Annotated in this window: 20 protein-coding genes; 8 read left to right on the plus strand and 12 right to left on the minus strand. The window is 64.9% G+C overall.

Annotation, left to right across the window (positions count from 1 at the left end; all coding sequences use genetic code 11):
* The first annotated feature begins 27 nt into the window (after positions 1 to 27).
* A complete protein-coding gene (locus XW59_RS17950; RefSeq protein ID WP_052958237.1) occupies positions 28 to 363 on the plus strand; it encodes a RidA family protein in 336 nt (111 codons plus the stop codon).
* Positions 364 to 377: 14 nt separating this feature from the next.
* Here the strand turns inward: XW59_RS17950 and XW59_RS17955 are convergent, their stop codons facing one another.
* Positions 378 to 1307 carry a LysR family transcriptional regulator gene (locus tag XW59_RS17955; protein WP_136068314.1) on the minus strand — a complete coding sequence of 310 codons (930 nt, stop codon included), beginning with the start codon at positions 1305 to 1307 and terminating at the stop codon, positions 378 to 380.
* A 70-nt stretch (positions 1308 to 1377) separates the two neighbouring features.
* Between XW59_RS17955 and XW59_RS17960 the strand changes: the two genes are divergently transcribed.
* Genes XW59_RS17960 through XW59_RS17970 form a run of 3 tightly spaced genes read left to right on the plus strand, consistent with a single transcriptional unit; the run spans position 1378 to position 3786 of the window.
* Positions 1378 to 1908, plus strand: a complete 531-nt coding sequence (locus XW59_RS17960; protein WP_047146753.1) for a VOC family protein — start codon at positions 1378 to 1380, stop codon at positions 1906 to 1908.
* Positions 1909 to 1927: 19 nt separating this feature from the next.
* The gene (locus XW59_RS17965) at positions 1928 to 3289 is read left to right on the plus strand and encodes an LLM class flavin-dependent oxidoreductase (RefSeq protein WP_047146754.1); all 1362 of its coding nucleotides are present in this window, start codon (positions 1928 to 1930) and stop codon (positions 3287 to 3289) included.
* Complete coding sequence (locus tag XW59_RS17970; RefSeq protein WP_052958239.1) at positions 3286 to 3786, plus strand: flavin reductase family protein; 501 nt, start codon at positions 3286 to 3288, stop codon at positions 3784 to 3786. The genes XW59_RS17965 and XW59_RS17970 overlap by 4 nt, the downstream gene beginning before the upstream one ends.
* Before the next feature lie 4 nt (positions 3787 to 3790).
* Here XW59_RS17970 and XW59_RS17975 read toward each other — a convergent pair whose 3' ends face one another.
* The 8 genes from XW59_RS17975 to XW59_RS18010 are packed head-to-tail and all read right to left on the minus strand — an operon-like array spanning position 3791 to position 13356.
* On the minus strand, positions 3791 to 5377 hold the full coding sequence (locus XW59_RS17975) for a GMC family oxidoreductase N-terminal domain-containing protein (RefSeq protein ID WP_047146755.1): 1587 nt from the start codon (positions 5375 to 5377) through the stop codon (positions 3791 to 3793).
* A gap of 32 nt (positions 5378 to 5409) precedes the next feature.
* A complete protein-coding gene (locus XW59_RS17980) occupies positions 5410 to 6192 on the minus strand; it encodes an SDR family oxidoreductase (protein WP_047146756.1) in 783 nt (260 codons plus the stop codon).
* Position 6193: 1 nt separating this feature from the next.
* Positions 6194 to 7270, minus strand: coding sequence for a phosphotransferase family protein (locus XW59_RS17985; protein WP_082137670.1), 1077 nt, complete (start codon positions 7268 to 7270; stop codon positions 6194 to 6196).
* A gap of 2 nt (positions 7271 to 7272) precedes the next feature.
* Positions 7273 to 8481 (minus strand): acyl-CoA dehydrogenase family protein, encoded by a 1209-nt coding sequence (locus XW59_RS17990; protein ID WP_047146919.1) that lies wholly within the window; start codon positions 8479 to 8481, stop codon positions 7273 to 7275.
* Between the two features lie 39 nt (positions 8482 to 8520).
* A complete protein-coding gene (locus XW59_RS17995) occupies positions 8521 to 9324 on the minus strand; it encodes a ketoacid CoA transferase (RefSeq protein WP_047146758.1) in 804 nt (267 codons plus the stop codon).
* A gap of 11 nt (positions 9325 to 9335) precedes the next feature.
* The gene (locus XW59_RS18000; protein WP_047146759.1) at positions 9336 to 10214 is read right to left on the minus strand and encodes a CoA-transferase; all 879 of its coding nucleotides are present in this window, start codon (positions 10212 to 10214) and stop codon (positions 9336 to 9338) included.
* Between the two features lie 43 nt (positions 10215 to 10257).
* The gene (locus XW59_RS18005) at positions 10258 to 12348 is read right to left on the minus strand and encodes a 3-hydroxyacyl-CoA dehydrogenase NAD-binding domain-containing protein (protein ID WP_047146760.1); all 2091 of its coding nucleotides are present in this window, start codon (positions 12346 to 12348) and stop codon (positions 10258 to 10260) included.
* Between the two features lie 18 nt (positions 12349 to 12366).
* Positions 12367 to 13356, minus strand: coding sequence for an NADPH:quinone oxidoreductase family protein (locus XW59_RS18010; RefSeq protein ID WP_047146761.1), 990 nt, complete (start codon positions 13354 to 13356; stop codon positions 12367 to 12369).
* A gap of 210 nt (positions 13357 to 13566) precedes the next feature.
* Here XW59_RS18010 and XW59_RS18015 point away from each other — a divergent pair, with 210 nt between their 5' ends.
* The 4 genes from XW59_RS18015 to XW59_RS18030 all read left to right on the plus strand — a co-directional run bounded on the left by XW59_RS18015 (position 13567) and on the right by XW59_RS18030 (position 16844).
* Positions 13567 to 14025 (plus strand): nuclear transport factor 2 family protein, encoded by a 459-nt coding sequence (locus tag XW59_RS18015; RefSeq protein ID WP_052958240.1) that lies wholly within the window; start codon positions 13567 to 13569, stop codon positions 14023 to 14025.
* The gene (locus XW59_RS18020; protein ID WP_170990177.1) at positions 14022 to 14900 is read left to right on the plus strand and encodes an SDR family oxidoreductase; all 879 of its coding nucleotides are present in this window, start codon (positions 14022 to 14024) and stop codon (positions 14898 to 14900) included. The genes XW59_RS18015 and XW59_RS18020 overlap by 4 nt, the downstream gene beginning before the upstream one ends.
* A 136-nt stretch (positions 14901 to 15036) precedes the next feature.
* A complete protein-coding gene (locus XW59_RS18025; RefSeq protein WP_047146762.1) occupies positions 15037 to 16239 on the plus strand; it encodes an acetyl-CoA C-acyltransferase in 1203 nt (400 codons plus the stop codon).
* Entirely contained in the window at positions 16239 to 16844 is a 606-nt protein-coding gene (locus XW59_RS18030; protein WP_052958241.1) for a VOC family protein, read from the plus strand. Before XW59_RS18025 ends, XW59_RS18030 begins: the two co-directional genes overlap by 1 nt.
* Before the next feature lie 3 nt (positions 16845 to 16847).
* Here XW59_RS18030 and XW59_RS18035 read toward each other — a convergent pair whose 3' ends face one another.
* From XW59_RS18035 to XW59_RS18045, 3 genes are all read right to left on the minus strand, one after another.
* Positions 16848 to 17600 (minus strand): TetR/AcrR family transcriptional regulator, encoded by a 753-nt coding sequence (locus XW59_RS18035; protein WP_082137671.1) that lies wholly within the window; start codon positions 17598 to 17600, stop codon positions 16848 to 16850.
* 111 nt (positions 17601 to 17711) lie between these two features.
* Positions 17712 to 18587, minus strand: a complete 876-nt coding sequence (locus tag XW59_RS18040; protein WP_047146763.1) for an SDR family oxidoreductase — start codon at positions 18585 to 18587, stop codon at positions 17712 to 17714.
* Positions 18584 to 19093, minus strand: a complete 510-nt coding sequence (locus tag XW59_RS18045) for a nuclear transport factor 2 family protein (protein WP_047146764.1) — start codon at positions 19091 to 19093, stop codon at positions 18584 to 18586. Before XW59_RS18045 ends, XW59_RS18040 begins: the two co-directional genes overlap by 4 nt.
* Positions 19094 to 19124 lie beyond the last annotated feature (31 nt).

Here is a 19124-nt window from a genome sequence, read left to right on the forward strand (position 1 = left end):
AATCCCCCCGGAATGACTTTTGCGGGCATGAGCCAGGGTGTCGCCAGGGGTGGCCTGATCCACATCTCGGGTCAGGTCTCGCTGGACCAGGGCAAGGTCGTCGGCATCGGCGATGCCGTCGCGCAGGCGCGCCAGTGCTTTGTAAACATCGAGGAGGTGCTCAGGCTTGCTGGCGCAACGCTCGACGACGTCGTCGCTCTGCGCTGCTACCTCGTCGATGCCAGGCACTATGCCGACTATGCGTTGGTGAAGAATGCGCTCTTCGCCGACAATCCGCCCTGCGGCACCGCCGTTGTCGTCAAGGAGCTGCTGTCGCCCGATTTCCTTCTGGAAGTCGAGGCGGTCGCACAGCGCAGCCTCTAGCGTCCGCCCTGCAACTACAGGCTTTCCCGAGCCGTCATTTCGCGCATCGTCGTTGCAAAGTTCTGCAGCGACGGCGCGGCTGCGGCACGAGGCCAGACGAAGTCGAGTTCCAGTTCCGTATCGAGGCCCGCCACCGGTCGCAGCTCCACCCCATCGGTCAGCTGCGCGCCGATGGAAGCGTTGACGAACGCTACCCCCATTCCAGCCGCAACGAAGCTCATCTGCATGTGGTCGTTGCTCGCCTCCTGCACCACGCGCGGCACTAGCCCGAGCAGGCGGCACCGTGCCATCAGCCGCGTCTGCGGCAACCAGTAGGTGCTCATCGCCACCGAGACGAAAGGCTCAGCCACAAGCGCATCAACCGGCACGACATCCAGTTCGCACAGCGGATGCCCGCTCGGCAGCGCAATCCAGAACGGGTCACGCCCCACCGGCACATGGTCGAGCCAGTCATCCTGAGGCCGCTCGATCAGCACGCCCGCGTCGATTTTTCCATAGCGCAGGGCGGCAAGCTGCTCGATCGAGACCATCGACACGAAATCCAGCTGCACCTCCGGAAATCGTCGCGCGAACAGGGCAACGCACGCGGCTACGCGCCGGCTTCGCGTGCCTAGATCGTTCATCGCGATCGTCAGTCGGTCGATCTCGCCGCGCGCAGCCTTCCGCGCCCGTGTCGCTGCGCGCTCCATCAGGTCCAGCGAGCGGCGTGCTTCCTCGGCATAGACGCGACCGGCCTGCGTAAGCCGCACCCCGCTCGGCAATCGGTCGAACAGTTGCACCCCAAGCTGCGCCTCCAGTTCGCCGATCTGCTTCGACAGCGCCGACTGTGCGACATGGACCGCTTCAGCAGCCCTGCGAAAGTTCGCGTGCTCCGCCACCGCAAGGAAATACCGAACCTGCCTGAAATCCATCGCCGTAACCCGATCTCGTTTCGCGATCAGCAAGTGAAGACTCTCTATTGGATTTCCGCAAGCACTTCACGCACGTTCCACAAAAGTAAGACGAGGAACCCTGATGACCCAATCTCCGGGAGCGATCAATCAAATCGCATTCATGAGCCGCGACATCGCTGCATCGATTGACCATTTCGTCGACCGGCTCGGGATCGGCCCGTGGCTCATGATCGAAGGCGGTCGTTTTGCCGCAACCCGCTATCGCGGTGTCGCCTGCAATCCCACGCTCACCACGGCCTTCGCCAGTGCGCGAGGCATGGAGTTCGAGCTGATGCAGCTCGACAACGACGAGCCCTGTATGTGGCGTGATGCGCTCCAGAAGCCGTTCGCCCGCGAAGCGTTTCATCACTGGTGCCGCTGGCCCGACGACTACGATGCCGCACTTGCCGATGCGTTCTCTCAGGGCTACCGTGTCTATCAAGACGGCGCCACGACGCGCGGCCGCTTCGTCTATCTCGAAAATCCCCAGTCTCCCGACGACATCCTCGAACTGACCGAGCGCACGCCGCCGCGCCGCGACTTCCAGGAGCTTGTCGCCGCTGCCGGCCTTGCATGGGACGGATCGCAGCGGGTCGTCACGGACTGGGCCTGAGCACTCAAGGGAGAATTTCATGAAACAGATGGTGCTGAGCGCGCTGGATATGTCCTGCGTCGGCTTTCTGGCCCAGGGCGTGTGGTCGCACCCCAACGATCGCTCCACGCAACTCAACTCGCTGGCCTACTGGACAGACTATGCAAAGCTGTTGGAGCGCGGCCTGTTCGACATGCTGTTCATCGCCGACGCGATCGGCGTCTACGATGTCTATGGCGGCTCGAAGGATGCGGCCGTTCGCGGCGGCGTCCAGATGCCGATGAACGATCCGTGGGTCGCGATCTCGGGAATGGCGGCGGTAACGAGCCATCTCGGCTTCGGCATCACCGGCAACCTCATCTACGAACCGCCCTTCCTGTTCGCCCGACGCATGGCGACGCTCGACCACCTGACCGGCGGCCGCGTCGGCTGGAACATCGTCACCGGTATCCTGTCCAGCGGCGCGCGCGCCATGGGCCGCGCCTCGATCGTGCCGCATGACGAGCGCTACGACATGGCCGACGAATATCTCGAGCTGATGTACCGTCTGTGGGAAGGATCGTGGGACGAAGACGCCGTGCGGCTCGACGCCGATGCGCACATCTTCGCCGACCCCGCCAAGGTGCACGTCATCAGCCATGCGGGCAAATATTTCCGGATGGAGGGGATGCTGCCCTGCATGCCCTCGCCGCAGCGCACACCGCTCATCATGCAGGCGGGCGCATCGGGGCGGGGCAAACAGTTTGCCGCTGCCAACGCCGAATGCGTGTTTGTCAACGGCGTGTCGAAGGCCCAGGTCGCGGCCAGCGTGTCCGACATTCGCCGCCGCGCCGTCGAACAGGGCCGTGGCGCCGACAACGTCAAGATCCTTGCGGGCACCACCATCGTCGTTGCCCGCACCGAAGCAGAAGCAAAGGAAAAGGAGGCCGAGTACCGCAGATTCGCCGACCCTGAGGCAGTCCTTGCCCATGCCGCCGGCGGCATCGGCGTCGACCTGTCGAAATATCCGCTCGACGAGGTGCTGCGATACGAAGCAACCGACGCCAACCGCACGTCGATGGAGATGTACACGCGCAATCCCGCGCGCACCTATACCCCCCGCCAGATCGCCGAGGAGATGGCAATCTCGGCCCGCAACCTGCTCATCGTCGGAAGCGCCGAACAGGTAGCGGACGAACTCGCGAGCTGGATGGAAGAGACCGGCGTGGACGGCTTCAACATCGCGCGCCTCATCATGCCCGGCAGCCTGGAGGCCTTCATCGACCTAGTCGTTCCGCTGCTGCAGGAACGCGGTTTGCACAAGAGCGCCTATCGCGACGGCACGCTGCGCGAAAAACTCTTCGGCGCAGGCCCGCTGCTTCGGTCGCCCCACCCGGCTGCTGCGGCGAGGACGGTCGCATGAACGCGCACACGCCCATGCTTCGTCCCGACCCGACCAGTCTCAAGCAGAGCTTCGCGTTGTTCCCCAGCGGCGTGGTCATCGCCACCACGATCGATGCGCAGGGCGTCTCTCATGGTTTCACCGCCAGCACGTTCGTGCCCCTGTCGGTCGAGCCGCCGATGGTGCTTGTCTGCCTCAACCGGTCGGCACAATGCTACGACGCGTTCCTGACGTCCGAACGCTTCGCCGTCAGCGTGCTGCGTCCGGAGCATCAGGACATAGCCATGCGCTTCGCAACGCGTGGCGCTGACAAGTTCGCTGACCGTGCGTTTGACACCGGGGCGGGCACGCCACCCGTGCTTGACTGCGCGCTGGCGGCCTTCGAATGCAGCGTCGCAGACCGTCATCCCGGCGGCGACCACATCATCCTCACCGGGCTGGTCGAGCGCATGCGCCACACCACGCAGGGCGGCGCCATGGTGCATTTCGCCAGGTCGTTTCACGCCGTCGAAATCTGATCCGTCAGGTCTGGCGGCCAGCGAGCATCCGCCCGGCCGCCAGCCAGGCAAGGGCCACCACCGGCCCATTGGTGTTGCCTGAAACCGGCGACGGCATTACCGAGGCATCGATCACGCGCAGCCCCTCGATCCCGTGAACCTTCAGGTCGGCATCCACCACGGCCATTCCGTCGGTCCCCATCCGGCAGGTACCGACGGCGTGCAGGCCCGACACGAACCCTTTGGTGAAGGCGGCAAGCACCTCATCGTCCGAAGCGACATCCCTGCCCGGCCACGTCTCGTCGCCGATATGGGACGACAGCGGCGGCTGGGCGACAAAGCCGCGCAGCGCGCGTACCATGGCAACCGCCAGCTTCCGGTCGCCGTCCGTCGAAAGCCAGCGGGGCTGGATGCGCGGCATATCGGCGATGTCGCCGCTGCGGATGGCGACCGTACCGCGACTTTCCGGCCGCAGCGCATACCCGATGACGGTCAGCCCTGGCTCCGCCTCCAGCCGCAGCTTTCCCGCCGGCAGCCCCCGTTCGAAGCTGTAGGGCGACAGGGCAATCTGGATGTCGGGATAGGCCACCTTCGGCTCCGAGCGCACGAAGGCGCCCATCTCCGATGCGCCATAGCTCATCAGCCCTGTCCCGCCCAGCCAATAGCGCATCACTTCGAAAAGAAGGCGCGGCCCGCGCAGCCGCGCATTGTGACTGGCCGCCCCCTTCAGGCGATGCGGGAGCGCGATGACGAGATGTTCCGCCATGTTCTCCCCGACACCGGGGAGCTCCGAGATCACGGGCACGCCCGCCGCCTCGAGCACGGCCGAAGGTCCTACGCCCGAGATCTGCAAAAGCTGCGGGCTCTGCAGCGCGCCGCAGGAGAGGATCACTTCACCCGCACATGAAACGCGTGTCCGCCCGTCCTTGCGCCACTCCACGCCGACCGCGCGTCGTCGGTCGAAAAGGATGCGCGTCGCCATCGCCCCTGTTTCGATGACGAGGTTGGCGCGATCTCGCACCGGCGCGAGAAAGGCCCGCGCCGCGCTCATGCGCCGGCCATTTCTGCCAACGGTGTGCGAATAGGTTCCGACGGCCGCCTCGCCTCCGCCGTCGATCACGTCGCGGCGCGCGAGGCCGAGCGCGGCGCCGGCCTCCATCACCGCCGAATGAAGCGGGTCCGGCAGAGGTCGAACGCAGCGTTCGAGATGGCCGCTGCCGTCCGCATTCCGTTCGATAGCATTGAAAGCGCCGGCAAACTCGGCCGATCCCCAGCCATCGACGCCGAACTGCGACCAGGAATCATAGTCCTGGGCGGCTCCTTGGCAGTAGACCATACCGTTGATCGCACTGGAGCCGCCAAGGCCGCGACCACGTGCCCAGGTCTCCGGCTTTGGCCGGTTCTGCTCGGGCTCGACTGGAAAGGTCCATGCACGCTCGCGGTGCCGTGTCAGCATCAGCCAGCCGCGCGGCATGTCCGAGAACGGGTGGCTGCCTCCCGGTCCCGCTTCCAGCAGCAAGACCCGTATGCGCGGATCATCGCTTAGCCTTCGCGCCAGCACGCAGCCGGCCGAGCCTGCGCCAACGATCACATAGTCGAAAGTCTGTCCCATGCGGTGGGCCCCGACCCTTGGCGGCGACGGCCTCAGACGTGATAGCCGCCGTCGACATTGATAACCTGCCCGCTGACGAAGCGCCCGCGCCTGGAGGCGAGGTATGTGACCGCCTCGGCAACGTCCACCGGTTTGCCCCACATCTTCAGCGGCACGTTCGTCGCGGCCGCGTCGATGTATTTCTGGTCGATGTAGCCCGCCTCCATCAGCGCCGGATGCGATCCGGCATCGATGATGCCCAGCGCCACACCGTTGGCGCGCACGCCGTATCGGCCCTCTTCCTTGGCCACGGCCTTCATGATGCCGTTCACGCCCGACTTGGGAACGACGGACAAGCCATCGGCGGAGGCATAGCGGAACTGCGCGGAGCTCTGCACCGCCACCACCGACCCGCGCGCCTTGCGCAGATGCGGGATCGCGTAGTGAACCACGTTGAAGAAGCCCAGCGTATCCTGCAGCAGGTGCTTGCGCATCAGGGCTGGTTCCACCTTGCTCAGGTGGATCAGCGGAACCAGCGGCCCGGCTGCATAGACCAGCGTGTGGATGCCTCCCGCATGCTCCGCCACGTCGGCCACCAGCTTGGCGACCGCCTCCGGTACCTCGATGTTGATGCCGTAAATGGTCGCCTTGCGACCTTCGGCGCGAACGCCCTCGGCGGCCGCCTGCGCCTTCGCCTCTTTGCTGAAGTAGGTCAGGGCCACATCACAGCCGTCGCGTGCCAGCACGCGGCAGATTTCGGCGCCGACGCCGCCGCTGCCGCCGATCACAAGCACGCAGCCCTCTTCCGGATAAAGCCGTGTCGTTGCGTCCGTCATCTCACCCTCCCATCCTCATGGCATGTTCGGCATAGCGCCAGCCGAGTTCAGCCACGGGCCGTGCCAGTGCGCCGGCTTCGCGCGCATGCAGACTGGACGCCGTGCCGTCCACCACGCGCTTCATGATGCCTTGGCGGATGGCCGCGACGCGGAACAGGCAATAGGCGAGATAGGCATACCACTCGCGTTCCCCGACGCCTTCCTGCCCGGTCGCCCGCAGATACGCGTCGCGATAGCGCCGCTCGTCCGGAATGCCGGTGCCTACCAGATCGATGTCTGCCAGCCCGCGATAGGGACGTCCGGGAAAATGCCAGGTGAGCATGTGGTAGGCAAAATCGGCCATCGGGTCGCCGATGGTAGAAAGCTCCCAGTCCACCAAGGCCAGCACGCGCGGCTCGCTCGGGTGGAAGATCATGTTGTCTATTCGGTAGTCGCCGTGGATGAGCGACGTGCGCCGCTGCTCGGGAATGTTGTCCGGCAGCCAGGCAGTCAGCCCGTCCATCGCCTCGATCGTCTCCGTCTCGGAGGCACGGTACTGCTTGGTCCACCGCGCGACCTGGCGCGCCACATAGTCGGCGGGCCGGCCGAAATCCTCCAGCCCCACCGCGACATGATCCACGGAGTGAAGCGCTGCGATGACGCGGTTCATTTCGTCATAGATCGCGGCGCGTTCGGACGCCTGCATGTCCGGCAACCCCGGCTCCCAGAACGAGCGTCCGGCCACGTAGTCCATGATGTAAAACATGGACCCACCAACCGTGTCGTCGTCACACAGAAGCCTTGCGTGCGCCACCGGCACATCGCTTTCGCGCAGCGCCGAGATCACCCTGAATTCGCGGTCGACCGCATGCGCCGACGGCAGCAGCTTCCCGTCCGGCTTCTTGCGCAGCACCAGCCTGCGCTCGCCGTCGAAGGAAAGCACCATCGTCGGGTTGGACTGCCCGCCCCGGAATCGTTCGATTGTCATGTGCCCGCCGCAGTCCGGCAGGCGTTCCGCCAGCCACGCCTGCAGCCGCTCCGGAACGATCGGGCTGTTGGCCGCAAGCGGCTCGGTGCCGACGAAACGCGCAGCGTCCATGCTCACCGCGCCTCTGCGTATTTGGCAAGTTCGATCTTGCCGATCTGGTTACGATGCACTTCGTCGGGACCATCGGCAAAGCGGATCTTGCGGGCGTGGGCATAGTAGTTTGCCAGAACGAAGTCCTGCGACACGCCTGCGGCGCCATGTGCCTGGATCGCCCAGTCAATGACCCGGCAGGCCATGTTCGGCGCGGCAACCTTGATCATCGCGATCTCAGCCTTCGCTTCCTTGTTGCCCACCGTGTCCATCATATAGGCGGCCTTCAGCGTCAGCAGCCGCGCCTGGTCGATAAGGATGCGCGATTCCGCGATGCGCTCCAGCGTCACGCCCTGCTCGGCGATCGGCTTGCCGAAGGCGACACGCTTGGACACGCGCCGGCACATCAGCTCGAGGCAGCGTTCCGCCAACCCGATGAGGCGCATGCAGTGATGGATGCGGCCCGGTCCGAGACGCCCCTGCGCGATCTCGAAACCGCGTCCTTCGCCAAGCAGCATGTTCGTTGCCGGCACGCGGACGTTTTCGAACGTCATCTCCATGTGGCCGTGCGGCGCATCGTCATAACCGAACACCGTCATCGGCCGCAGAACCGTAATGCCCGGCGTATTCAGCGGCACGAGGATCATCGACTGCTGCTTGTGCCGGGGGGCCGAGGGATCGGTCTTCCCCATGAAGATAAGGAGTTCGCAGCGCGGATCGCCCACGCCCGAAATCCACCATTTCCGGCCGTTGATGACATAGTCGTCACCATCGCGAACAATGGAGCTCTGGATGTTCGTCGCGTCGCTCGACGCCACTTCCGGCTCCGTCATCGCAAAGGCCGAGCGAACCGAGCCGTCGAGCATGCCCGGCAGCCAGCGTTCCTTCTGCTGCGGCGTGCCGTAGCGCTCGATCGTCTCGATGTTGCCGGTGTCGGGCGCAGCGCAGTTGAAGATCTGTGCGGAGAAATGGACGCGCCCCATCACCTCGCACAGTGGCGCATACTGCGTGTTCGTCAGCCCGGCGCCGTGTTCGGATTCGGGAAGGAAGAGGTTCCACAGCCCCTCCTCCTTCGCCTTCTTTTTCAGTTCATCGAGGATCGCCGGGTTGCCCCAGCGATCGGCGGCGACCTGCCCGTAATAGAGCTTTTCATTCGGATAAACGTAGCGATCCATGAACGCGTTCAGCCGCGCCAGAAGATCCTTCGTCTTATCGTCATACTCGAAATTCATCGCCGCCTCTCTGCTGCCATTCATTCCATCCAGCGGCCGTCAGGCGGCGGCGCGAATCCCGGGCGGATTGCCCTTCAGGACGGTCGCGCGCACGTCGTGCGGGTCGAGCCGCCGGATGATGGCCAGCTGTTCCTCCGTCGGTGCCGCCGTCTCCTTGAGACCGGCCGCTTTCAGCAGCGGGAACCCGGTGTTGTCCTGCACTTGCTCGAACGTTACGCCCGGATGCAGCGAGAGCACCTGCGCCGCATGGTCCGGACCGTTGAAGTCGAAGACGCACAGATTGGTCACGACCAGGCCGATCTTGACCAGGTCGTCCGGTGAACCGGCCGGCCAGGTTTCCTTGCGGAAGCCGACGCTCGACACGACGTCCACTTCGCCTTCCACAAACGTGCGCTTGCTGTGGTTAGGCAGGAACATCGAGTTCTTGTGCGAGATGCTGTTGCCGGGGAACCCGCGCACGCCGAGCATCTGCACCTTAGGTTTCTGGAAGTCGGGTCCGAGCGCCGAGATGTTGCCCTGGGCCCAGCGGTCCACTTGGACCGGGGTAACCATGGCATGGCGCCGACCGGCCCAGACGCTGTCGAAGACGCGGTTATAGGGCATCCAGCCGGTGTATTTCGGCTTGAAGTCTCCGCGCGGCCCGAGAGGCGTTGGCTGTTCGACGATCATCGCCTCGCCGTCGGTCAGCAGCATGCCTTCGGCGAAGGTCAGCTTGGCAAGGCCCGCCGCCAGGCGTGGAAGCGGACCGATACCCGTGGCCAGAAGCTCGCCGTCATCCCGCCAGGTTTCCGCAGCCGCGGCAATGATCAGCTCCGCGAGGGTGAAGTCTGTCGCAATGGTCATGATACGTCCATTCAGAATGTTGGGATGGGCAGCGCGCGAATGGTTGCTTCGCCGCCAACGCTTTCAATGTAGGCGGCCTCGCCACCCGCAATGTGCTTGTCGTGATAGGCCTGCCAGCCACCTTCCTCGCCTGCCGTCGCAGCATAAGCCTTGAGGTGTGCGGCGTCCCAGCCATAACCATAGTGGGACGTGGTCGGGTGGGCGCCCAGCGGCGCTTCCACAACGCCCTTCACCAGATACGCCTCAAACAGGTTGGACTTCATGTCCTCCGGGTTTTCCGAGGCGATAATGTTCACCAGTTCTTCCGTGGTCACATAGACCCGGCCGGAGGCCTGTGCGAAAAGCTGATCGAAGAACGGATCGGGGCCGAAGCTCAGCGTGTTGCCGGCGCGATCCGCCTTGCCGACATGGATCAGCGCGGCGTCCAGCTTGATCGCCGGCATGGCGAGCAGTTCCTGGCCGTCCTCATAGGGCGACAACACAGTCTTGAACTCGGGGTTAGCTTGCATCACGGCAGAGCCGAGACCTACCCGCGTGACGGCGAAGGGCACGTTGTGTGCGGCGGCGCGGAGGCCGAGGAGCAGAAGGCCCTCGTCCAGTTCCGTGACCGTGATGGAACCTGCTTCGCGCGCCTTGCGGAAGTAGGGTTCGATTGGAATGAAGTCGAGTGACACGAAGCCGTAGATCAGCTTCTTCACCTTCCCGGAAGCGCACAGCATGCCGATTTCCGGCCCGCCATAGGCCACAATCGTAAGGTCCTTGAGGTCGGAGCGAATGATCTCGCGGATCAGTGCCATCGGCTTGCGCCGCGGCCCCCAGCCGCCTACCCCGATCGTCATGCCGTCGCGAAGCTCCGCGACAACCGCCTTGAGTGACATCTGCTTGTTCATGGCATCCCGTTTCGTTCTGCAGTCGGAATTGATCGTTGCGGCTTCAGTTGTGGAAGCCGCGGCCTTCGCTCGCCAGCCTCTCGATGAGAGCGGCGGGTTTGAAATATTCTTCGCCGACGATGCGGCTGTACTTGTCGAGCGCTTCCTTGACCCGGGCGATGCCCATCTGGTCGGCCCAGAACATCGGTCCGCCCATATGGGTCGGCCAGCCGAAGCCGCTCGTCCAGATGACGTCGATGTCGCTGGCGCGTGCCGCAGCGCCCTCGTCCAGGAGCTTGGCCGCCTCGTTGACCATCGCCAGCAGGCAGCGTTCGAGGATCTCCTCGTCGGTGATCTCGCGCGAACCGAACCCACGCTCGGTGCGATGCGCCGCCAGCAGCTCGCCCACCGCTGGGTCATGCTGCGGCTTGCGATCCTCGCCGTAGAGATAGTAGCCCGCACCCGTCTTCTGGCCCAGCCGTCCGGCAGCCGCCAGCTTGTCGACGATGTTGCAGGCCTGTTCGCGCGGGGTCATGCCGGCGATGCGCGCCTGGCGCGCGGCAGCCATTACGTCCATGCCGGCAAGGTCGGCGAGCGCAAAGGGGCCGATCGGAAAGCCGAACCCTGAAAGCACCTTGTCCACCTGCTGCGGCGTCGCGCCGTCCTCCAGCAGGAACTGCGCCTCGCGAGAGCGCTTCGATAGCATCCGGTTGGCGACAAAGCCCTCGGAGCGACCAACCATGACCGGCACCTTGCCGATCTTCTTGCCGAGCGCCGTGATGGTGGCCAGCACATTGGCGTCGGTGCGCGAGGCGCGCACGTTCTCCAGAAGCTTCATCATGTTGGCGGGGTTGAAGAAGTGCATGCCCGCCACGTTCTGCGGCTGTGCCGCCGAGGACGCCAGCGCCTCGATATCGAGGAAGGAAGTGTTGGTGGCAATGATCGCGTCGGGTTTCAACACGCCCGAGAGCCTGGCGAACACGTCCTTCTTAACGCTGAGGTTTTCCGTGACGGCTTCCACCACGAGGTCGACATCGGCCAGCCGCTCGTAGTCGGTCACGGTCTCGAGAAGCTTCATGCGCTCCTCAAGCTGCGCCTCCGTCATCGAGCCGCGCTTGATGCTGCCGCCATAGAGCTTGCGGATCGCCGCTTCGGCCTTGCCGAGGCTTTCCTCGCTGCGACCGAGCAGCACCACCGGCAGGGCGGCATCCATGAAGCACATGGCAATGCCGCGCCCCATGACGCCGGGTCCGATCACCGCAACCTTGCTGACTTTCCGCGGTTGCGTATCGGCCGGCACGCCGTCTATCTTGAGCGCTGCGCGCTCGGCTGCAAACAGGTGACGCAGCGCTTTCGACTGCGGCGAGGCGATCAACTCCCTGCAGGTGGCATATTCCTTTTCCACCGCCTCGGCGAACGGCGTGATCGTCATCATTTCGATCAGGTCGACGGCAATCTGCGGCGCCTTCAGGCCGCGATAGCGCTTTGCCAGCTCGGCGCGCCGGGTGGCGAGAAGCCCTTCGTCGAAGGCCGGCACTGGCAAATCGCTCGTGCGGCGCACTTCGCCCTTTTCCGCAATGCCTTGCGTGAAGGCGACTGCCCCGCTCCGCAGGTCGCCGGAAACGACTTCATCCACCAGCCCCTTGTCGCGCGCTGCCGCGGCTCCGATCTGGCCGCCTTCGGCGATCATCGTCAGCGCATCCGGCACGCCGATCAGACGCGGCAGGCGCACGATGCCGCCCGAGCCAGGAAGCAGGCCCAGCTTCACTTCCGGCAGGCCCATGCGGGCATCCTGCGAGGCGAGACGATAGGAGCAGGCGAGCGCAATCTCGAGCCCGCCGCCGAGCGCGGTTCCGTGCATGGCGGCAACCACCGGCTTCTCGCAGCGGTCGAGCCGATCGATCAGCGCTCCGAGGCGCGGCTCCTTCAGCGGTTGGCCGAATTCGCGGATGTCCGCACCGGCGATGAAGGTGCGTCCGGCGCACAGGATCACCAGCGCCTTTGCCTCTGCGTCGGCCTCGAACTGGTCGAGCGCCGAGACGAGCCCTGCCCTCACCGCATGCGACAGCGCATTGACCGGCGGGTTGTCGACAGTCGCGATCAGGACGGCTCCGTCTCTGTCCAGCGAGACGGCTTCATTCGTTATCATGTTCATCTTACTGCTCCGCATCACTCATCGCGCCGCGTCATCCATGACGAGCAGGACTTTTCCCTTGGCGGCGCGCTCCATCACCACGTCGAGCGCTTCGGCGAAGCGGTCGAGCGTGTAGCTGGTCGAAATGTGAGGCTGCAGGCTGCCTTGGGCGAACCAGCCGAAAAGCTCCGCCATGTTCGCGGCATGGCTCTCGGGATTGGCGCGGGCGAAAGCACCCCAGAACACGCCGATCAGCGCCGTCTGCTTGAGCAGCAGCAGGTTGAGCGGCAGTTTAGGGATGTCGCCGGCCGCAAAGCCGATCACCAGATGACGGCCGTTGACGGCAAGACTGCGCACGGCTGCCTCCGAGTGCGCACCGCCGACCGGGTCATAGACGACGTCCACACCCCTGCCACCGGTGAGATCCTTGCTCTGCTGGCGCAGGTCCCCGTCAGTATAGTTGATCGTCTCGTCCGCGCCGTAGGCCCGGCACAGATCCATCTTCTCCTGCGTGGAGACGGCCGCGATCACGCGCGCCCCCATGCGCTTGGCGATCTCGACCGCGGTGAGGCCGACGCCGCCAGCAGCGCCCAGCACCAATACGGTTTCGCCCGGCTGCAGCGCCGCGCGGTCCTTCAGCGCGTGGTGCGACGTGGCGTAGGTGATAAGGAAGCCCGCAGCCTGCTCAAAGCTCATGGCGTCTGGAATCGGGTAGACGCGGTCGGCTTCGGCGATGGCCTCCTCGGCATAGCCGCCGATACCGTTGAACGCGAGGACGCGCTGTCCGGGCTGCAGGGCTGTGACGCCTTCGCCGACTTGCATCACCACGCCGGCAACCTCGCTGCCGGGCGTGAAGGGAAGCTCTGGGCGCGTCTGGTACTTGCCCTCGACCATGAGCCCGTCGAAGAAGTTCAGGCCGCAAGCCTTCACCTTCACCAGCACCTGGCCTTTGCCAGGCGTTGGCGTCGGCACCTCTTCGAGGCGCAGGTTCGCCCGTGGCGAAAACTCCCTGCAGATAACGGCCTTCATTGTCTCGGTAACCACCCTGTCTGTTTCTCGTGGCGCGCCAGCCACGCCATGGCAGACACATGGGCGAGGGGCCGCTTCCTGCCATCGTCCAATGGGACTAACGAGCGGACATCTTCCCCAGCCCGCATTTCTAGTCTGTTCGGACCATAGAAAGGGCTCGCCGGGCCAATAGCATCGTGCGCATACGGGATCGGCGCATCGAGGCTTCACATGACATCGCGGGAACATCTTCTGGACGCCTTCGCGATGCGGCTGACGGCCGAGCGCTATGCCCAGGCGGTCGACGCGCATGATGCGAAGGCGTTTGCCGCGCAGTTCACTCGGGACGGAGTGCTCGAAGCACCGCGCGGCCGCTTCGAAGGGCGCGAGCAGCTGGCCGGCGTGCCTCCCATGATGAAGAAGCTCTACCTGCGGACCCATCACAGCGTGGTCGCCCTGGTGCCAATCATCGACGGCGATCGGGCCAGCGCCCGGACCTACACGCTTGCGCGCCACTACTACCGCGACGCCGAAGACGTCGAGCAATGCTACGAAATGACGGTGCGCTACGAGGACGAATTCGCCCGGATTTCCGGCGAATGGCTCATCGCAAGCCGCCGGCTGATCCTCGTCGGCGATGCCACCTACCCCACAGGCCGCCGTCACCAGGTGAGAAAGGACGCGTCATGAGCATTGAAACCGAACGATCCATCCTCGGGCTTGCCGGCAAGCTCGCCCTTGTCACCGGCGGCGGCGCAGGCATCGGGCGGGCAAGCGCCGAGCTTCTCGCCCAGGCCGGCATGAAGGTCGCTGTTGCCGAGATAGATCCAGCGCGCGCCGCCGAAGCGCGTGCCGCACTCGACGCGGCCGGTTGCGACAGCCTTGTCGTGGAGGCAGACGTACGCGAGGCAGACGACGTCGCGCGCTTGCTCGATGCCGTGTCCGTCCGTTTCGGCCGGCTCGACGTGCTCGTCAACAATGTCGGCGACTATCTCGGCTTCAAGGGCGGGTTCGTCGATTCGACCGAGGAGGAGTGGCAGGCGCTCTATGCGGTCAACCTCCTGCACATTTTTCGCGTCACCCGCGCGGCAATTCCCCTGATACGCAGCAGCGGCGACGGCGGCAGCATCATCAATCTCTCCACCATAGAGGCCTTCCGCGGCATCCCGCTGACCGTCGTCTACGCGGCGTTCAAGGCGGCAATCACCGGCTTCACCCAGAGCCTCGCGGTCGAGCTCGGCCAGTATGGTATCCGCGTCAACGCGGTCGCACCGGAGACCACCAACACGGCACAGATCGTGGCAACGTCCCGCGTGCCTGCCGAAAACCGCGAGAACCTGAAGCGCTGGTTCCCCATCGGCCGCTTCGGCGAGAGTTCGGATTCCGCCGGCGCAGTCCTGTACCTGGCGTCGGATCGGCTTTCCGGCTGGGTCAGCGGCTCCACAATCGTCGTGGATGGCGGTGCGCTGGCAGCCGGCGCATGGATGCGCATGCCCAACGACAACTGGACGCATCTGCCGATCATCGAAGCCGACGGCTACACGCCGCGGCCCCACGCCCGATAGGCGTCGCCTGTCCACAACGCGGGTTCCAGCCCAGCTGGAGTTCGGTAGTCTTTTCAGACGATGCCGGAGCACCGCCTCCGGCCCTACAGGCTGAAGTTCACGCGCTCTCCGCGCCGAGACAGAACTGGAGTAGCCCTTGCGCGAAGCCGTCATCGTTTCCGTCGCCCGCACCCCCATCGGAAAAGCCTTCCGGGGCGCTTTCAACGACACCGAAGCCCCATCAATGTCGGGCCACGTAGCGGCCGAGGCCGTTCGTCGTGCCGGCATCGACCCCGCATCCGTCGAAGACGTTGTCATGGGCTGCTCTGCTCAGCAGGGCACGCAGGGCTACAATATCGGCAGGCTCACCGCGGCTGCGGCAGGGTTACCGTCGTCGGTTGCCGGCATGTCGGTCGACCGCATGTGCTCGTCAGGCCTGATGGCGATTGCCATTGGTGCCCGCCAGATCGTGCTCGACGGCATGGAGACGGTGATTGCCGGCGGCGTGGAGTCGATCAGCCTCACCCAGAATAAGCACAAGAACACCTATCGCAACCGCTCGCCGGCGGTGCTCGACTCGTCGCCTCACATGTACATGACCATGATCGAGACGGCCGAAATCGTGGCGCGCAAATACGGCGTGACCCGCGAGGCGCAGGACGAGTTCTCGCTCACCAGCCAGCTGCGCACCGCAGCCGCGCAGGAAGCGGGCCGCTTCGCCGCCGAGCTCGCGCCAATGGCGACCCGCAAGGTCGTCGTCAACAAGGAGACGAACGAGACCAGCTACCAGGACGTGACGCTGACGCAGGATGAAGGCTTCCGCGCCGACACGACCTTGGAAGGTCTCGCCAAGCTCAAACCGGTCTTCGCGGATGGCGAAGTCATCAAGGTTGGCGAGCATGTCACCGCCGGCAACGCATCTCAGCTCTCCGATGGTGCGGCTGCATTGGTCCTCATGGAAGCGGCCGAGGCGAAGCGGCGCGGCCTCACCCCGCTCGGCGCCTTCCGGGGTATGGCGGTTGCCGGTTGCCCGCCGGAGGAAATGGGCATCGGCCCCGTTTTCGCGGTGCCGAAGCTGCTCGCCCAGCACGGCCTGAAGGTCGATGACATTGACCTTTGGGAACTGAACGAAGCCTTTGCCAGCCAGGCGCTCTACTGCCGCGACCTGCTCGGTATCGATCCCGACAAGATGAACGTCGACGGCGGGGCCATTGCGGTCGGCCATCCGTTCGGCATGACGGGTGCACGCACGGCTGCCCATATCCTGGCCGAAGGCAACCGCCGCAAGGCTCGCTACGGCGTCGTCACCATGTGCGTGGGCGGCGGCATGGGCGCTGCCGGCCTGTTCGAGATGTACTGATGGCCGCGCCGGACCTGCCCCGCATTGAAGGGCTCCGGCAAGCGGTCGGCCCCTACACTCAGCTCGGCTTCGTGGTGCGCGATCTCGATGCGGCCGTGCGCCACTGGGTCGAGGTCATGGGCGTCGGCCCCTTCCTGTTCCTGAACAAGGGCACCGGCAGGCCGCCGGCGCCGTCGCTGTTTCGCGGCGAACGCGTCGTAGTCGAAAACCGCATCGCGTTCGGCTTCATCGGTGACGTCCAGCTCGAACTCATCGAGCAGGTCAACGACGCCCCGTCTCCCTATCTGGAATTTTTGGCCGAAGGTCGTGAGGGTCTCCAGCATCTCGGCTACTGGGTCGACGACCACGCCTACGCCTGCGCCCAGGTCGAGGCGGCAGGCTATGTCATGGAATTCGAGATCCCGATTGCCGGACAGCCGGAATCGATCCTCTACTATCGCTCGCCGAACCATGTTGGCCCGATGATCGAGATCATTCCGACGCGTTGGCGCAAATCGCGGGCAGCCGTTCTCGAGCACGTGCGTGCTTGGAAAGGCGGCGATCCGCTCCTGCGCTACGAATCCTACGGAGACTTCCTGGCGGCGGCCAAGGTCGATTTCAGCTGATTTCTACTTGAGGGTACGTTCCAGGAGGTCGACCTTGTCGCGCAGGCCCTTCAGGGCGTCGCGCACTTCTGCATCCCGTGCGACCACGCCATCGCGCGCCGTCAGTCCGTGCAGCGCCATGTCGGCAATGATCTCGCCGATCTCAGCGGGGCTGCGCGGGCCGCTCGGCGAGTACCAGCGCGTCGTCCAGTTCGCCATGCCGATCACGGCGAACGCGGCCACTTTCGGGTCCACTTCCCGGAACTCGCCCGAAGCGATGCCGTCCGAAATGCAGCGGACATAGAAATCGTAGATGTCGCGACGACCCTGATTATAGAGCGGACCAAGCTCTTCGGGGATCTGTGCCTCCAGCCGCGCCAGCAGGATGAAGCGCGAGCCGGATGACAGGCGGCGCATGATCCCGTCCACCACGGCGCGGCGAAGGCGTTCGCCGGGCGTCAGCTCGGACTGCGTCATCAGGTCCTTGAGCTGGTGCGAGGGCGTTAGCGCCTCGGCTTCCACCAGCGCCGCAAGAATTTCTTCCTTGTTGCGGAAGTAATGGTAGACCGCCGAGCGCCCCAGCCCGATCGCGCGTGCAATGTCGTTGATGCTGGTCTGGGCATAGCCCTTGCTGTCGAAAAGCTGCGCCGCGATGTCGATGAGCTGCTCGCGCACCAGTTCCTTGCGCGGATTGGAGCCGCGCAGGTCCGTAACGTTCTGCATGCCAGCGCCCGCATCGTCCACCGAGGGCGTCGTTCCTTCTGCGGTTCGGGTCATTCGATTCACAAGCTGCCCTTCCGAGGCTATTTCGCGTGCTGATGACTGTAATGGCGCTGGGCCCTACTACGAACTGCCACACTCTTCCAGCCTTCACGCAACAAATTGACTCTATTGTTCAGAAGACATTGCGAGTCCCAACTTCTGCTGGGCTGTCTCCAGAGCATTCGCAAAGGCGTCTGCCACCTTTTCCATTGTCCAGTCATCCTCGATAACTGGAAAGGCTATCAGAGGATGCGTAACATACGAGAGCTGCCGGCCCGCAATGCGGACAACTTGTCCATTGATTGCTGCCGCCGCATCCGAGAGCAGGTAGCTCACCACCGGCGCGTTCACGTCTGCCGGCGGCAGCGACGCATAATGCACTTCGCGTCCCGCTGCCTGAAGCGACATCAGGTGCGCGTTCTGCCCTGCCATTGCCGTCTCGGCAAGCGGCGACAGCGCATTCATGCGGATGCCACTGCCGCGCAGCTCCATGGCCCAGCTGTAGGTCAGCGACGCAACCCCGCCCTTGCTGGCCGCGTACCCGCCGAGCGCGATGTCGCCGGCCTGCGAGCCCGACGCCACGTTGATGACGGAGCCGCCCTTGCCGATTTCGCGCAACCGCCGCACGGCTGCCTGCGCGCATGCCGCGGTACCCATGACGTTGATCTCCAGCATGCGCCGCAGATCGCTTTCTGTCACCTGGGCGAGCAGCGCCGGTCGCAGGATGCCCGCATTGTTGACCAGCCCGGTGATCGTGCCGAAGGCGTCGATGCATGCATCCACCAGCGTCTGTGCGAAGGACCAGGTCGAAACGTCACCGGCCAGGTCCGCAGCCTTCCCGCCGGACGCCACGATCGCGTCCACCGTGCCTGCCGCCGCAGCCGGATCGACATCGTTGACGAGGACAGCCGCTCCACGTGATGCGGCGTGCCGCGCATAGGCGGCGCCCAGACCGCCGCCCGCGCCGGTGATGACCACGGCCTTGCCTGCCAGTTCGTTCATGCCGGTATCTCCTGATCCGTGTGAAGCCCGCGCGCCAGAAGCTCCCGGCCGGCCGGCGAGCCATCCATCAGCCTGTTCGTGCGGGATGCGACCTTCCAGCCATCTCCTGCGCGTACCAGCTCCCAGCGATTGGCACTCACGCGTTCGACCTTCCAGCCATCGTCCGCATACAGGTAGACGCGCGAGTAGCCAGTGGCGACGGCGCGATCACCGTCGACCGACACCAGCGGCAGGCTCATCACGTGCGCACAGCCCTTGCGGACGTATTCCTGGTGGGAATCGAGATGGACGAGGCTGCCGACATTGCGCGCGCCTTCGAGCGGCGTGCCGCCAAAGTCATAGCCGCCGTCTGGCGCCCACAGGTCGGTCGTCGCATCCTCGTCGCAACTGTCGACCGCCGGCGAATAGCTGGCGAGCAGGCGATAGATCGCCACCTCGTCCTCCAGCCTGCACATCCGCGCTTCCAGCGCTGCCAGCCGATCTCCCGCTTGCTCTGTCTCTGCCATTTCGCCCCTCCTCCAGAAGGGCGATTATCGG

Origin of the sequence: Aquamicrobium sp. LC103 (assembly GCF_001014615.2) — a bacterium.
GTDB lineage: Bacteria > Pseudomonadota > Alphaproteobacteria > Rhizobiales > Rhizobiaceae > LBCQ02.